The 14,684-nt window shown below is 69.4% G+C and carries 14 protein-coding genes; 6 read left to right on the forward strand and 8 right to left on the reverse strand.

What is annotated here, in order from left to right; genetic code table 11:
* Positions 1-61: 61 nt before the first annotated feature.
* From pyk to GGR24_RS10435, 3 genes are all read right to left on the reverse strand, one after another.
* Positions 62-1,492 (reverse strand): pyruvate kinase, encoded by a 1,431-nt coding sequence (gene pyk / locus GGR24_RS10425; RefSeq protein ID WP_183395301.1) that lies wholly within the window; start codon positions 1,490-1,492, stop codon positions 62-64.
* Positions 1,489-1,950: a DUF1036 domain-containing protein gene (locus GGR24_RS10430; protein WP_246398357.1), complete on the reverse strand. Its 462-nt coding sequence runs from the start codon at positions 1,948-1,950 to the stop codon at positions 1,489-1,491. Before GGR24_RS10430 ends, pyk begins: the two co-directional genes overlap by 4 nt.
* A gap of 99 nt (positions 1,951-2,049) precedes the next feature.
* Complete coding sequence (locus GGR24_RS10435) at positions 2,050-3,369, reverse strand: glycerate kinase type-2 family protein (RefSeq protein ID WP_183395302.1); 1,320 nt, start codon at positions 3,367-3,369, stop codon at positions 2,050-2,052.
* 102 nt (positions 3,370-3,471) lie between these two features.
* Between GGR24_RS10435 and GGR24_RS10440 the strand changes: the two genes are divergently transcribed.
* The 3 genes from GGR24_RS10440 to GGR24_RS17660 all read left to right on the forward strand — a co-directional run bounded on the left by GGR24_RS10440 (position 3,472) and on the right by GGR24_RS17660 (position 5,025).
* A complete protein-coding gene (locus GGR24_RS10440) occupies positions 3,472-4,299 on the forward strand; it encodes an N-formylglutamate amidohydrolase (protein ID WP_183395303.1) in 828 nt (275 codons plus the stop codon).
* The gene (locus tag GGR24_RS10445; RefSeq protein WP_183395304.1) at positions 4,296-4,610 is read left to right on the forward strand and encodes a DUF1244 domain-containing protein; all 315 of its coding nucleotides are present in this window, start codon (positions 4,296-4,298) and stop codon (positions 4,608-4,610) included. The genes GGR24_RS10440 and GGR24_RS10445 overlap by 4 nt, the downstream gene beginning before the upstream one ends.
* A 160-nt stretch (positions 4,611-4,770) precedes the next feature.
* Positions 4,771-5,025, forward strand: coding sequence for a DUF2312 domain-containing protein (locus GGR24_RS17660; RefSeq protein WP_343066240.1), 255 nt, complete (start codon positions 4,771-4,773; stop codon positions 5,023-5,025).
* 15 nt (positions 5,026-5,040) lie between these two features.
* Here the strand turns inward: GGR24_RS17660 and GGR24_RS10455 are convergent, their stop codons facing one another.
* The 5 genes from GGR24_RS10455 to GGR24_RS10475 all read right to left on the reverse strand — a co-directional run bounded on the left by GGR24_RS10455 (position 5,041) and on the right by GGR24_RS10475 (position 10,192).
* Positions 5,041-5,337, reverse strand: a complete 297-nt coding sequence (locus GGR24_RS10455) for a hypothetical protein (protein ID WP_183395674.1) — start codon at positions 5,335-5,337, stop codon at positions 5,041-5,043.
* A gap of 5 nt (positions 5,338-5,342) precedes the next feature.
* Entirely contained in the window at positions 5,343-6,041 is a 699-nt protein-coding gene (locus GGR24_RS10460) for a tetratricopeptide repeat protein (RefSeq protein WP_183395306.1), read from the reverse strand.
* Between the two features lie 3 nt (positions 6,042-6,044).
* Positions 6,045-7,148: an aromatic ring-hydroxylating oxygenase subunit alpha gene (locus GGR24_RS10465; protein ID WP_183395307.1), complete on the reverse strand. Its 1,104-nt coding sequence runs from the start codon at positions 7,146-7,148 to the stop codon at positions 6,045-6,047.
* Positions 7,149-7,227: 79 nt separating this feature from the next.
* A complete protein-coding gene (locus tag GGR24_RS10470) occupies positions 7,228-9,621 on the reverse strand; it encodes a N,N-dimethylformamidase beta subunit family domain-containing protein (protein WP_183395308.1) in 2,394 nt (797 codons plus the stop codon).
* 130 nt (positions 9,622-9,751) lie between these two features.
* On the reverse strand, positions 9,752-10,192 hold the full coding sequence (locus tag GGR24_RS10475) for a N,N-dimethylformamidase alpha subunit family protein (RefSeq protein WP_183395309.1): 441 nt from the start codon (positions 10,190-10,192) through the stop codon (positions 9,752-9,754).
* Positions 10,193-11,057: 865 nt separating this feature from the next.
* On the opposite strand from GGR24_RS10475, the gene GGR24_RS10480 reads away from it, so the two are divergent.
* From GGR24_RS10480 to GGR24_RS10490, 3 genes are read left to right on the forward strand one after another with little or no spacing between them, the layout of a single operon-like run.
* Positions 11,058-11,729, forward strand: a complete 672-nt coding sequence (locus tag GGR24_RS10480; protein WP_183395310.1) for a response regulator — start codon at positions 11,058-11,060, stop codon at positions 11,727-11,729.
* Positions 11,722-13,278 carry an ATP-binding protein gene (locus GGR24_RS17855; RefSeq protein ID WP_183395311.1) on the forward strand — a complete coding sequence of 519 codons (1,557 nt, stop codon included), beginning with the start codon at positions 11,722-11,724 and terminating at the stop codon, positions 13,276-13,278. Before GGR24_RS10480 ends, GGR24_RS17855 begins: the two co-directional genes overlap by 8 nt.
* 22 nt (positions 13,279-13,300) lie before the next feature.
* Positions 13,301-14,548: an ABC transporter substrate-binding protein gene (locus tag GGR24_RS10490; RefSeq protein ID WP_343066241.1), complete on the forward strand. Its 1,248-nt coding sequence runs from the start codon at positions 13,301-13,303 to the stop codon at positions 14,546-14,548.
* The last annotated feature ends 136 nt before the right edge of the window (positions 14,549-14,684 follow it).

Here is a 14,684-nt window from a genome sequence, read left to right on the forward strand (position 1 = left end):
CTTCATGCGCCGGCCGTCCGGCCGGGACGCCTCCCCCTGGCGGGGGAGGGCAGGGTCGGCGTCAGCTTTCGAAGCCGCCCTTGATGCTCGCGATGCGCAGCATGTTGGTCGCGCCCGGCACCCGCAGCGGAACGCCGGCGGAGATGATCACGCGGTCGCCGTCGAGCGCGAAGCCCTCGTCATGCGCGAACGCGCAGGCGCGGTCGACCATGTCGTCGAGATCGTGCGCGTCGGGCGCGAGGATCGAATGCACGCCCCAGACCAGCGTCAGCCGGCGGCTGGTGTCGACGTTCGGCGTCAGCGCGATGATCGGCGTCTTCGGCCGCTCGCGGGCCGCGCGGCGCGCGGTGGTGCCGCCGGAGGTCCAGCAGATGATCGCCGCGAGGTCGAGCGTCTCGGCGACCTGGCGGGCGGCCGCCGAGATCGCGTCGGCGCCGGTCGCCTCGGGCTCGGCCCGCTGGGCGTCGATGATCCCGCGGTAATAGGGATCGCTCTCCACGCTGCGCGCGATGGAATCCATCATCGCGACCGCTTCCGTCGGGAACGCGCCGGCGGCGGATTCGGCGGACAGCATGATCGCGTCCGCGCCCTCGAACACCGCGGTCGCAACGTCGGAGGTCTCGGCGCGGGTCGGCATCGGCTGCGTGATCATCGACTCGAGCATCTGCGTCGCGATGATCACCGGCTTGCCGGCGCGGCGGCAGGCGCGGGTCATCTGCTTCTGCATGCCCGGGACCTTCTCGATCGGCATCTCGACGCCGAGGTCGCCGCGGGCGACCATCAGCGCGTCGGACAGATCGATGATCTCGGTGAGCCGCGTCATGGCCTGCGGCTTCTCGATCTTGGTCATCACCGCGGCGCGGCCCTGGATGATCTCCTTGGCCTCAACGATGTCCTCGGGACGCTGCACGAAGGACAGCGCGATCCATTCGCAGCCGACGTCGAGCGCGGCCCGCAGATCGGCGTGATCCTTCTCCGTCATCGCGGAGGTCTTGATCATCGTGTCCGGCAGGCTGACGCCCTTGCGGTCCGACAGGCGGCCGCCGACGATGACCTCGGTGACCGTCTCGGTCGGGGTCGAGGAGCGGGCGACGAGCCGCACCTTGCCGTCGTCAAGCAGGAGATGATGGCCCGGCTCGAGCGCCTCCAGGATCTCCGGATGGGGCAGGTGGACGCGCGTCTTGTCTCCGGGCGTCGGGTCGGAATCGAGCGTGAAGGTCTGGCCCTTCTCCAGCATGACCGCGCCGTCCGCGAAGCGGCCGAGCCGGAGCTTGGGACCCTGCAGGTCGACCAGGATGCCGATCGGACGGCCGACGTCCTTCTCGATCGCGCGGATGGAGCCGATCAGCTCGCGCATCCGTTCGTGCGAGGTGTGGCTCATGTTGATGCGGAACACGTCGGCGCCTGCGTGGAACAGGCGCGTGACCATCTCGGGCGTCGAGGACGACGGGCCGAGCGTGGCGACGATCTTGACCTTGCGGAGCCTTCTCATCGAACCGCGGCGCCGGAATCGAGGGCTGCCCGGGCGGCGGCTGTCGCCGGCGTGGTGGTCGCGCCCGAGGGCGCGGCTGCCGCGGGATTCGCGGTCGGTTCCGTCAATTGCACGGTCCAGCTCTTCTGTTCGCCAGTGTCTATTTCGAAAAAGCCCGAGCGTTCATAACCGCGGGCGAGGCAGTCTTCTATGCCCTTGATCGTGAACTCTTTGTCGCGGGTGCACATGTAGGCCTTGCCGTTCCATTCCCCGCCGCGGTCGTAGTCGATCGCATAGACATAATAAAAACGGGCGGAGAGCGGCCCGCGCAGCAGCGTCTCGCAGGAATTCGAGGCGACGTTCCACCAGCCTTCGGTGGACCAGGTCTCGTGGTCCTTGTAGCCGATCGAGACCCCGACCCGGCTGTCCGTCTTGTTGCACAGCCGGAAGTCGGCCAGCGCCGGAGACGCGACGGCCATGGCCGCCGCCGCCACGCAGCAGCGTCCGAACCAGCCTGGGGCGCGAAGGGAGATGCGGTCGCGAATCAGCATGAGGACGGGGACGCTCGCTTGGCCTCGTCAGGCGCGGTTGTGCGGCGATGGGCCCGCGCTGTCAACGAGCACGATCCTGAGGTCGTTGACGTTGGTGCAGGTCGGGCCCGTGAGCAGAACGTCGCCCGTCGCCTCGAAGAATCCGGTGCTGTCGTTGTTATCCAGAAACCGGGCGGCTTCGAGGCCTTTGGCGCGGGCGCGCTCGATCGTGCCGGCGTCGACCACCGCGCCGGCCGGATCCTCCGGCGAGCCGCCGCCGCCGTCCGCCCCGTCGGTGTCGCCGGCGAGCGCCGCCCAGCCGGGCAGGTCGCCGAGGTCGCGCACCAGCGCCAGCGCATATTCCTGGTTGGGGCCGCCGCGTCCGCCTTCGCCGCGGATCGTGACGGTGAGCTCGCCGCCCGAGAGCAGCGCGATCGGGTGGTCGGCGCCCACGAGGCCGCGGGCCATCGCGGCGTGCTCGGCCGCCACCTCGCGCGCCTCGCCCTCGAGATCGGCGCCCACCAGCCTGACCTCGACGCCGGCCTCCTCCAGCGTCCTGATCACGGCGGCGACGGCCTCGGCCGGGCGCGAGACCACGACATAGTCGGCATGCTCGAAGGCGGCGTCGCCCGGCTTGGGGCTTTCGTTAGCCGGATCGGAAAGCGCCTTCGCCACATCCGGATGCGGCGTCACCTTGTAGCGCTCGAGGGCCGCGCGGGCGTCGGCGAGCGTGGAGGGGTCCGGCACCGTCGGGCCGGAGGCGATCACCGACGGATCGTCGCGCGGCACGTCCGAGATCGCGAGCGACACGACCTTCGCCGGATGGGCCGCGCGGGCGAGCCGGCCGCCCTTGATGCGCGACAGGTGCTTCCTGACCGTGTTGATGGCGTCGATCGGCGCGCCGGAGCGCAGCAGCGCCTTGGTGGTGGCCTGCTTCACCGCGAGGTCGAGGCCCTCGGCCGGGGAGACCCAGTTGGCGGAGCCGCCGCCGGTTATCAGCGCCAGCACCAGATCGTCGGGTCCGGCCCCCTCGGCGAGCTTCAGCGTGTCGGCCGCGCCCTGCAGGCCGGCGGCGTCCGGCACCGGATGGCCCGCCTCGATCACCTTCACGAACTCGGTCGGCCGCGCGTGGCCGTGGCGGGTCACGGCGAGGCCGGTGAGGCGGTCGGGGCCGAGCCCGTATTTCTCGCGATAGAACTTCTCCGCCACCTCGGCGCAGGCGCCCGCGCCCTTGCCGGCCGCGAGCACGATCACGCGGCCCTTCGGGGGGGCGGGCAGATGCGGCGGGATGCACACCGCCGGGTGCGCAGCCGCCACTCCCGCGTCGAACGCCCGGCGGAGGAGCGAGCGGCGTTCGTCGGGACTCATGGGCGCTGCTCCAAGAGAATGAGGTTCAGGGACGGGATGGGGGCGTTCAGGGCGCCCTTCCTATGGCATCGGGCCGGCTGCGTCACTATTGTCCGGCGGGCCATGAGCTGCGACGCATCTTCGCTTTCGACCAAAGACCAAGAGCCGCCTTTCGAGGTCGTCGAGGGGCTTCCGGGCTCGCGGCTGCTGATCCTGTGCGATCACGCGTCGAACTACGTTCCCCCCGAATTCGGCGGCCTCGGGCTTTCCCCGGCGGAGTTCGAGCGGCACATCGCCTATGACATCGGCATGCGCGGCGTGACGCTCGCGCTGGCGCGGCTGCTCGGCGCGCCGGCGGTGCTGTCGCGGTTCTCGCGGCTGGTGATCGACCCCAACCGCGGCGAGGACGATCCGACGCTGCTGATGCGGCTGTCCGACGGCGCGGTGGTGCCCGGCAACGCCAAGGCCGGCGCCGACGAGATCGCCCGACGGGTCGCGCGCTTCCATCGCCCCTATCACGACGCCATCAGCGCGCAGCTCGACGCCATCGTGGACGCCGGCGACACGCCGGTGATCCTGTCGATGCACAGCTTCACGCCGGCCTGGAAGGGCGCCCCGCGCCCCTGGCATGTCGGCCTGCTGTGGGACCGCGACGACCGGCTGACCCGGCCTCTGCTCGAGGCGCTCGGGCGCGAGCCCGGGCTGATCGTCGGCGACAACGAGCCCTATGACGGGGCGCTGGTCGGCGACACGCTGCACCAGCACGGCACGCGGCGCGGGTTCCCGCACACGCTGGTCGAGATCCGGCAGGATCTCGTCCGCGACGAGGCCGGGCAGACGGAGTGGGCGCTGCGTTTCGCGCGGCTCGTCCCGCCTCTGCTGGAGCTGCCGGAGACGCGGCGCATCACGCATTACGGCTCGCGCGCCGAGATCAGGAGATCGAAATCATGAACCAGCTGCCAGGGATCGACGACAGGACCCGCGACGAGCTCGAGGCCGAGGTGTTCCGCCGTCTCGTGCAGCATCTGCGCGACCGGCCGCAGGTGCAGAACATCGACCTCATGAACCTCGCGGATTTCTGCCGGAACTGCCTCTCCAACTGGCTCAAGGACGCCGCCGACGCGCGCGGGCTCGCCCTGAGCAAGGAGCAGTCCCGCGAGGCCGTCTACGGCATGCCGTATGACGAGTGGAAGGCGCTCCATCAGAAGGAGGCGACCCCGGAGCAGCAGGCGGCCTTCGCCGGACGCCAGCCGCAGCACTGACCGTCCCCGCTATACCCAGGCCGTCGGGTCTCTGCGCCTTGACGGACTCGCCCGGTTCTGCGAACCGGACCCCTCCCTTTTCGAGGAGGCTTCGGGACGTCCCGAGCGGCGGCGCGCAAACGCCCGTCGTCGCCTCCGTCACGCTCTGGCAGGTACCGAAGTGGCTCAGGACATCACCAATGACGGCGTCGCCGGCGAAGAGCTGAAGCAGTTCGTCGAGCGCATCGAGCGCCTCGAGGAGGAGAAGAAGGGCATCTCCGACGACATCAAGGAGGTGTTCGCCGAGCTCAAGGGCCGCGGCTTCGACGTCAAGATCGTGCGCAAGATCGTCCAGATCCGCCGCCAGGACGCCTCCGAGCGGCAGGAGCAGGAGGCGATCCTCGAGCTCTACATGCAGGCCCTCGGCATGCAGTGAGGCGGCTCGTCCGCCTCAGGCGGCGCAGCCCTCGCGCCGCCTGAACAGGAAGACGCAGGCGCCGTCGGTGGCGCCTTCGGCCGCCGGCACGTGGAACTGCTCGGTCATGTAGCGGAACACGGTCCTGGCCGCGGCCGCGGACAGGGCCGGCTTCCACAGCCAGACGTCGGCGTCCGGGTCGACCTTCTGGGCCCCGAACAGCGCCGCCGGCGCGTCGGCCGCGAGGCCCACCCGCCAGTCGGCCGCCCGGCCGCCGAATTCCTTGATGTACATCAGGAATTCGAACTTGATCTGCTGCACGCTGAAGACCATCGCGGTCACGCCGGGACGGGGTCGAGCCGGGCGTGCCGCGAGATTTCGGCGGTCCGCGACCGCCAGTGCGCGACGCCCGCCGCGCCGCGGCGCTTTTCATCCGCCGACATCTGGGAGGCGATCGCCTCCAGCGCGTTGAGCGCGTTCCCGACCCCGTGCTGCGCCGCGAGCGAGAGCCACACATAGCCCTCGACGCGGTCCTTCTCGACGCCCACGCCGTTGGCGCAGATGAAGCCGAGCCGCGCCTGCGACGGATAGTGCCCGGCCTCCGCCGCGCGGCGGTACCAGCGGACCGCCGCCGTGTCGTCGCGCGCCACGCCCTGGCCCCTGGAGTAGAGCGTCGCGAGATTGTACTGGGCGAACAGGTCGCCCTGCTCGGCGGCCATCTCCAGCCAGCGCGCGCCCTCGGCGCAGTCCTGAGCGACGCCCTGTCCCATCGCGAGCATCGCGCCGACATTGGTCTGCGCCAGCACGTTCCCGGCCTCCGCCGCCCTGAGATAGAGCGCGAAGGCGCGGGCGAGCGAAGCCTCCACCCCCTCGCCATGGGCGTAGAGCGCGCCGAGCCAGGTCGTGGCCTCTATGTCGCCCGCCGCGGCGAGCTCCGAGAACAGCCCGGCGGCGGCGACGAAATCGCCCCGGTCGTAGGCCTCGACGGCCTCGGCCAGCGGCGTCGGCGCATGATGGGCGGCGCGAGCGGAGAGCATCGGTCAGCTCCTCGGGTTCTGGAAAAGCGGCTGGGGCAGGGCCTCGCGCGGCACCCGCGCGACGCGTTCGGCGAGCATGCGGGCGAGCCACAGGCCGTGCGGATCGGTCTGGAGCGGAAGCGGCGCGCCGGCGGTCGCGGGCCGGAAGCTCGTGCCCCAGCGGGAGATGGCGAGATGCTCGGCCGCGGCCGTTCCGGCGCGGGCCTCGACGGTCTCCCGCCAGCGCGCCGGCGCGTCCGCGCCCGCCGCCTCGCCATAGACGCTGACCCGGCAGAGGGTCTGGCCGATCGCGGTCTGCTGCAGGACGACGACGCAGGTCTCCCGCGCGGTCGCGAGCAGCACGAGGTTGGGAAACAGCCAGGCCGTGACCGCGTCGCCGCCGCCGTCAAGCGCGGTTCGCGCCAGCAGCCAGCGGGCCCCGGGGTCCTCGGCGAACGGCTCTCCGGCCGCCAGCGCCTGTGCGAGCAGCTTCCAGTTCGCCGGAAACTCCAACCAGAGCTCCTCGGAGCGGGCCGGCTTGTGGTTGCCGAAGAATCCGGCGGCCTTGTTGAGCGCCGCGAGGTCCGCCTCCGGGCTTTGCGGCGCGACGTCGAGATTGACGAAGATCAGCGGGCCCCAGCTGCGGGCCTGCGCGGTCAGCAGCCGCTCGGGCCTGAGCCCGAGATACTGGTGCATCGCCGGGGCGCCGTCGCCGAGCTCGCCGGCCGGGATCGCCGGGCGGTCGCGGCTGTAGCCGCAGGAGGTGAAGGAGCAGCGGGTCTTGGCGCCGGTCTGGCACTGCAGCGGCACCATCCGGCAGCCGCCATGCTGGGCCTTGTTGAAGCGGGCTCTCAGCCCGTCGGGGGTCCGCTGGACGTGGACGCCATGCGTGCCGATCGTGAAGGGCAGCAGGTCGCCGACATGGGGGATCGCCTCATGCGAGCCGACGCAGATCCAGTCCCGGGTCCAGACCGCTTCGTCCTCGAGCTGCGTGAAGGCGAGCGACCGGAAGGCTGCGGGCGGCAGCAGGCGCGCCTGGCCCTCCGGCCTCAGCGCCTCCGCATAGAAGGACGGGCTCGCGAGGTCCTGGCCTTCGTCGAAATAGCCGAGGTCCGGGCGGTTCGACACGGGGTTTGCGCCTTTCCGATGGAGTGCGGAAGGCCGGTCCGCGGACGCAAGGCGTCGCGGACCGGAAGCGTCGTCGCCGTCAGGCGCTGGCGAGAGCGGGGGACTCGTAGTCCGCCCGTCCGCGATGCCTGATCGCGTCCGCCGGCGGGATCGGCAGCGGGCCGTCCTGCGAGAACCGGTCCAGCACGTTCTTCACCAGCGTGGAGATGTTGTTCCGGCACTCGTTCCAGGGCAGCGAGCCGCAGAAGGCGATCGACGAAAAGGCGAAGCACGCGCCGCCATTCGGGGTCTCGTGATAGGCGATGTCGCCGCGCACCCGCGGATGGGTGGTGCCGTCGAGGCCCTGCTGGTTGAAGCCGAAGTCCTCCATCACGAGGAGGTAGGCCTCGGTGTGCCGCCCGGCCGAGGTCGCGACCGCCAGCGTGTGGGGCGGCGAGCCCAGCATGGTGTCGACGATGTCGAGCTCGAGGCCAGCCGCGCCGCCGCCGACCAGCCCGAAATTGCCGAGCTTCTCGTCATAGTCGATGCCATCGAACGCCCAGCTGGCGCGCGGGTCGAGGCTTTCCTTCGTCCGGCTGAAATAGCTCGAGATGTCGAAGCCTTCCGACGACATGCCGACGCCCGCGACCGAATGCAGGTAGCGGCCGCGGAAGCGCCACATGCCGCCGAGTTCGCCCGTGCCCTGGTGGTAGTATTCGCCCGGATCGGCGCGCCATGTGCGGATGCCGGATTCGCAGCGCCGCATCTCGGTGACCACGCCGCGCCCGAGATGATCATAGGCCGGGTGGAAGGAGTGCACCCAATACCAGGCGTCGGCGCCCATATACATCAGTCGTCCGCCGCGCTGCGTGTAATTGTGCAGGGCGTCGAGCTGCGGCCCGGAATTATGCTCCGGATGCGAGCCGGTGATGATGACGTTGTAGTTCTCGAGCCGGGCGAGGCCGTCATAGGTGACGTCCTCGTCCGTGATCACGTCGTAATCGTAGCCCATCGTCTCCAGCCAGTAGATCAGATGGAGATCGGCCGGGTACTGCCACGGCGCCTGGGCCAGGAAGTGATCGTATTTCGGCCGGATCGAAAGGATCGGCCTCAGCCGCGACGACAGGCAGATCCCTGAGCCGTCGGTGTGGGTGTCGTAGATCGAGCCGCCATACTCGCGATGCTCGGCCAGGAACATGTTCTGCTGCTGCATGATCGGCACGCGGTAGACGAACAGCTCCGCGCCGCCGGCGTTGCAGGCGACATGCTCGTTGGCGTAGGCCATGTAGCTGATGGTCGGAACCATCACGGCGATCCGGGACTGCTCCTCGCCGATCCGCGGAACGATCCAGAACGGGATGTAGTCCTCGTCGCCTTCGGAGGTCGTGAGCTTCAGCGCGTAGAAGCGGCTCTTGATCTCCTGCGGAACGGTCCATTCCAGATCAGAGATCCAGCGCGCGTCGTCGACGTCGTCGTCATGGAAGTGGATCGCGCCATATTCCTTCGGGGCGTGCTTCCAGTCGAAGTTGTCTCCGGACCAGTTGTAGCCTGTGAGCGCGCGTGTCGGGCAGTTCACCAGCTGCGCGTCGAACCGGTAGGGGCCGTTGTCCTTCGCCACGATGGTGTCGATGCCGTCCCAGAAGTCCCAGGCGGCGACGATGACTTCGGAGAGCGGCCCGGTCGGGCCGGAGTTGCGGCGCTCGGTCAGGCCGGGCTGCGCGCCGGCCTTCATCTGCTCGATCTCGAACCGGCTGAGCGCCCTGTTGCAGATGCGCGGGCTGTCGATCTTGCCGTTGTACTTGCCGGTGAACCAGACGCCGGCCGGCCGCGAGGAGGCGGCGAGCGGGCTGTCGTCGATCTTCTCCACATAGGCCGCGAGCGCGACCGGGGCGGCGCTGTGCGCGATCGTGGTGCTGATCGAGGCCGTCACCGGCTCGATGACGGGATCGAGCGCATAGACGACCTGCGGCTCGTGATAGAGCACGACGTCGCCGGTCGCGGCGTCGAAGCTCGCCGCCAGGAAGTGCCAGGCGTGGTCGCGGATCGGCGCGCCGGTGGTCACCTTGTGCTCGTTGATCCGGAGCTCGACGAAGCCCTCTTCATTGATGAAGAGCCCGTAGCCCTTGCCGTCGCACCATTTGGTCACGAGGCCCTGCGCGCCGTGCTTCCAGTAGCGCGGATGGGTCCTGGGCGTGGTCGGCCAGATCCAGCACTGGAGGGTGAAGCTCTCGACGTGGAACTGCCTGGCGTCCGGCACGTAGCCGTAGGAGCCGCCATGGATGATCTGCTTGCGGCCCTGATAGGCGCCGTTCACCTCCGCGGAGATCGGCTTCTCGATGAATCCGGGCCCGCGCGGGTTGGTGTCGCCGTTGATCATCTGCACGACCTCGGCCTTGTACTCGGCCGGACCGTCGCAATTGACGTAGAACCTGATCTTGTCGCCCGGATGCACTCCGAACTTGTCGGCGTATCCGGTCAGTCGCATCGCGCACATCTGCGCTCTCCTTGCGAAATCGTCCAGTCGTCTGGCAAGCCGCCGTCATTCGCGGCCCGCGAGGGCCGCGTTCGGCGCTGTCTTGATCGAAGCCGCCCCCGTCGGGAGCGCGGGCGAGGTGGCGCGACCTTCAGGTCACCGGCCAGTTGTCGTCCCGGCGCTTCCAGCCTTCCGAGAAATGCTCGGGCATTCCGGCGGTCTCCGGCAGTTCGTCCAGCCGCATGAGGAAGATGTCGTGCTGGATCTCCTGCTCGTCCGTGTAGACCTTGTCGGTCACGAACTCCGGCGGCACGCCGCGAATGCCGGACAGGCGGCCGATGCGCCACTCCGCGTCGACCTTGGTGCAGATCACAACGAGCTTGCCCTTGGTGGATTCGCCGCGCATGCGCAGCAGGACGCGCTTCAGCAAGGGGTCTTCATGCACGCCGCCGGTCACCACCGTGGTGTCGCCGGGCGTTTCGCATTTGAGCACCGAGAACCCCGCGACGCCCTTCATGGAGTCGACGCACTCGCGGTGCTCCCTGATGAGCGCCTCGCGCTCGGGCGTGCCTTTCCTGGGAATCGGGATCATGTCGGCCCTCTTCGAAGCAACGCGCCGCCGCGAGGGCGCGCAAATCCTGCAGCCTCGCGGTCCGAAGCTGTCTATACTGAGCGCCGGCGTCGCCTTTGCTCGATTTGTGAGAATTAAAAGCTACAACGCCCCCGCGACGCCCGTCAATTCCGCACAGCAGTAATTTCTAGATATGTGCGCGGAGGCGTCTAGACGTTCGGGCGTAGAGTCTATCTCCGGGCGGCGTTTTTCCGGGCGCTCGGCGCCCCGCAGATAAGCGCCCGGCGGAAGGTCGCCGCGGCGCCTTGGGGTGGCGGCCTGCCGCCTCCGATCAAAGTTGAGGCGCCGGCGCGAGGCGCCTGCGGCGCCGTGACGCTGGCGGTGATCAGGGACTGAGAGCGTTTCGGCCGGATGCGCGGCCGCCGGCGCCGCCCGCCGCGCCTGGCCACGCGGTCCGGCCTCGCGTGGTGGAACCCCCGACGCGGCTGCCCCGCCTCGACCGCACGCGCGAACTAGATATGGCGTCTAGAGTGCGGCGGCTGCTGCGCAGACGCTGCGAGGCGATCGTCCGGCCTCGGGAGGGCGTTCTGGCGGTCGGGCGGGGCGGTCCGGGATCGCAGCGGCGCGTCCGCCATGCGCTGCGCCTGTCCGGCGCGGTGAATGGTCGGCCGCAGGGGCCGGATTGGCTCGGCGGCGGATGTCTAGATATATTGGCGTCCTCGGGAGAGCGGGCGGGGCCGAGTCGCCGCTACGTCTTGTGTCCTCCTTGGAAAGGGCCGGTGAGCGTGACAGAAGGGCGCAGCGTGCGGATGAACGGCCGTGGGTCTGCGCGCCCCGCGAAGTCGGGAAGGCGGCTAACGAACGGAAGCGTCTGGCGCGTGCTGGCATGAAGGTCTTGATCGCAGACGACCACTGGGTGGTCCGGGAGTCGCTGAAGCAGGTGATGCGTCGCCTGCGGAAGACGCTCGAGGTTTACGAGGCGGAGACCTTCGAGGAGGCCGCCGCGACGCTCGCCGCGCATCCGGACGTCGATCTCATGCTGGTCGACCTGGTGATGCCGGGCTTCGACGAGTTCGAGGGCCTGCGCCGGCTCCGCGCCGATTTTCCGGACGTGCCCGTGGTGGTGATCTCCGTCCACGAGGACGTGGAGTATGTGCTGCGTTCGGTCGAGCAGGGCGTGATCGGCTACATCCCGAAGTCCTCCGACGGCGAGCAGATCGAGCGCGCGCTGGAGCGGGTGCTGGCGGGCGAGGTCTCGTTTCCGCGCCGGATCATCGAGCGTTCGGCGCCGGCGGGCGCGCCGAAGCCCGCCGAGATCGCGCCGCCGCATCAGGCCAGAAGCCTGCACGCGCTCACTGGACGCGAGCGGGACGTGCTGTCGCTGCTCGGCCGTGGCTATTCGATCAAGCGGATCGCCGAAGAGCTGGAGCTCAGCAGCCAGACGATCCGGGTGCATCTCGGCAGCGTCATGAAGAAGCTGAACCTTCACGACCGCTCCGCCGCGATCCATTACGCGATCAGCCTCGGCAAAGACGTCGTAGCGGCCGGGCGTGGCTGAAGCGGCGTCCGGCGCGACGGAGCGCGCCGACGCGGCCGCCCTTTCCGAGCTTCGGGCCGGTCTCGAGGCCGTGCCGGCCGGCGTCGCGATCTGGTCGGCCGACCGCGCGCTGAGCTACGCCAATCAGCGGTTTCGCCGAACCTTCGAGTTTCCGATCGCGGCGGGCGTGTCGTTCGACGCCTTCGTGGGCGACCTGGTGGCGTCTCGCGAATGGCTGCTGCCGGGCGCGCCCGAGGAGTGGGAGCGCGCCGAACGGGCCGATTTCGGGCGCGACAAGCAGGGCGACTACGTGCTCGCCGACGGGCGGGTGATGAACCTGTCGCAGGCCCCCTCCGAGGGCGGCGGCATGGTGCAGACGCTGACCGATGTCACCTCGGTGAAGCGCAACGAGGGCGCGCTGCGGGAGGCCAAGGAGGCCGCGGAGGCGACCGACGAGGCGAAGTCCCGCTTCCTGCGCGCGGCGAACCACGACCTCAGGCAGCCGCTCGCCTCGCTCAAGATCCTTATCTACAACTGCATGCGCGAGGCCGACGAGACGCACCGCGCCGAGATGCTGCACGCCATGAGCGTCGCGGTCCTCATCATGGAGGACCTGCTGGGCGCGCTGCTCCAGATCGGCCAGCTCGACGCCGGCCGCATCCAGCCCCGCGTCACCAGCTTCCAGCTCTCCCAGATCTTCGAGCGGCTCGACATCCAGTTCCGCCACCAGGCGCAGGAGAAGGGCCTCAGGCTGAAGTTCGTGACGCCGCGCGGCACGGTCGCCACCGATCGCGCGCTGCTCGAACGCATCCTCAGCAACTTCGTCGCCAACGCCATCCGCTTCACCGAGGTCGGGACCGTGCTGGTCGGCTGCCGCAAGGAAGGCCGCCTGCTGCGCATCGAGGTCGTCGACACCGGCAGGGGCGTGCGGGACGAGGACCGCGAGCGCGTGTTCGAGGAGTTTTATCGCGCGGCGGAGGAGCGCAGGGGCCAGAAGAGCGGCCTGGGGCTCGGGCTCAACATCGTGAAGCGGCTTGCGGATCTGCTCGAGCTGCCGGTCAGGCTGCGGTCGCAGGTCGGGCGCGGCTCGATCTTCTCGGTCACGGTTCCGCTCGGCAACATCTGGCACAGCGAGGGCGGCGAGATCGAGATCAGCGAGATGGTGGGCGGCGAGTTCGCCGGCACGCCGGTGCTGCTGGTCGAGGACGACGACATCCTGCGCCGGAGCATGACCCAGCTCCTGCAGCGCTGGGGGATCGAGGTCCACGCCGCGGCCGACGAGGCGGAAGCCCTCGAGCTCGGACGCAGCGGCGTCGCGATCAGCCTGATCATCGCCGACTACAACCTGAAGAGCCGGACCGGGATCGACGTCGTGCGGGCGCTCCGCCAGCAGTTCGGCGTGGAGACGCCGGCGATGATCGTGACCGCGGACGCGGAGCCGCGCGTCCTCGAAAGCATCCGGGAGGAGGGGCTGCCGGTGCTGATCAAGCCCGTGAGCCCTCCACGGCTTCGCGTGCTCATGCACAATCTGCTGTTCGAGCCGGGCCTGATCTTCGGCTCGCGCCAATGACCGCCTGTTGAGGATCCGAGCCGTGTCCGCCGACCTTCCGCCCGTCCCGATCGGAAGCATGATCCCGCTGACCGGGCCCTCGGCCGCGGACGGCGCGGAGTTCCGCAAGGGGATGATCTTCGCCGTCGAGGAGCTCAACGCCCGCGGCGGGCTGCTCGGCCGCAGGTTCGAGCCGATCTTCGCCGACACCTGCCGGCAGACCGCCGAAGAAGTCGTCGCAGCCGCGCGCTGGCTGATCGAGAAGCACAAGGTCCACGCGATCATCAACGGCTACAACATCGGCGCGCAGAACTCCGAATACGAGCCGATCGCGGACGCCGGTATCATCTACGTTCACGCCAATACGCTGCTTCAGCACCACGATACGGTGATGAGCGATCCCGACCGCTACTTCGGATGCTTCATGGCCGATCCGGCCGATTACTGGTACGGACCCGGGTTCATCAAGTTCATCTCGTGGCTTCGGGATTCCGGCCAGTGGACGCCGAACTCGGACCGGCTCGCGATCATTTCGGGCTCGAAGCCCTACAGCATCGTCATCGCGCAATCGATGGCGGCGGCCGCCGCCGACTATGGCTGGCGGCTCTGCTTCGGGCCGCGCATCATCCAGACCCCGACCAACCAGTGGCGCGACGTCATCGAGCAGGTGCGGGAGACGCAGCCGGCGGTGGTGGCCAACACGCATTTCTACGCGGGCGACCTCGCTTACTTCCAGCGGCAGTTCATGGAGAAGCCGATCGACTGCCTGGTCTATCTGCAATACGGCGCGATGCACCGCACCTTCACGGACATCGCCCAGGAGGCGAGCGTCGGCGTCATCGTCTCGTCGGTGATCGGCCTGCTGCGCGACGACATGGGGAAGCGCTTCGAGGCCCGCTACAACGCCCGCTTCGGCGAGGGCTCGACCGCCGGCATCGGCTGCCAGACCTACAGCAACATGCATCACTACGCGGTCGCGGCCGCGATGGCGGGCGGCTCGGGCGCGCCGGGCGATTTCGAGCAGAACCGCAAGGTCGCCTTCGCGATGAAGGGCATGATCTACCGCAGCGTCCAGGGCGTCATCCGCTACCATCCGCAATGGCAGGCGGTGCAGCCCTATCCGGTCGTGACGCACGACCCGTCGCTCGGCATGCCGCACATCTTCTACCAGATCCAGGATCACCGGCGTCCGCTCTCGATGATCGCGCCCGAGCCCTACAACACCGAGCGCTTCGTCCTGCCGCCCTGGATGAGCGGCCGGCGCCCCGCCGCGAAGCCGGCCGTGGGGTGAGGCGCGCGCCGCCCCAAAACGCTTGCGCGAGAGGCGAAACCCGTCCCCAATGCGGGCGCGGCCTGCGCGCCGCCTGATCCGGTCGACAGGGCTGTCGCCGGATGTCCTCGGCAGAGACGCCGGCGGCGGAGGACCC

Source organism: Hansschlegelia beijingensis (assembly GCF_014196425.1).
GTDB classification, from domain to species: Bacteria; Pseudomonadota; Alphaproteobacteria; order Rhizobiales; family Methylopilaceae; genus Methylopila; species Methylopila beijingensis.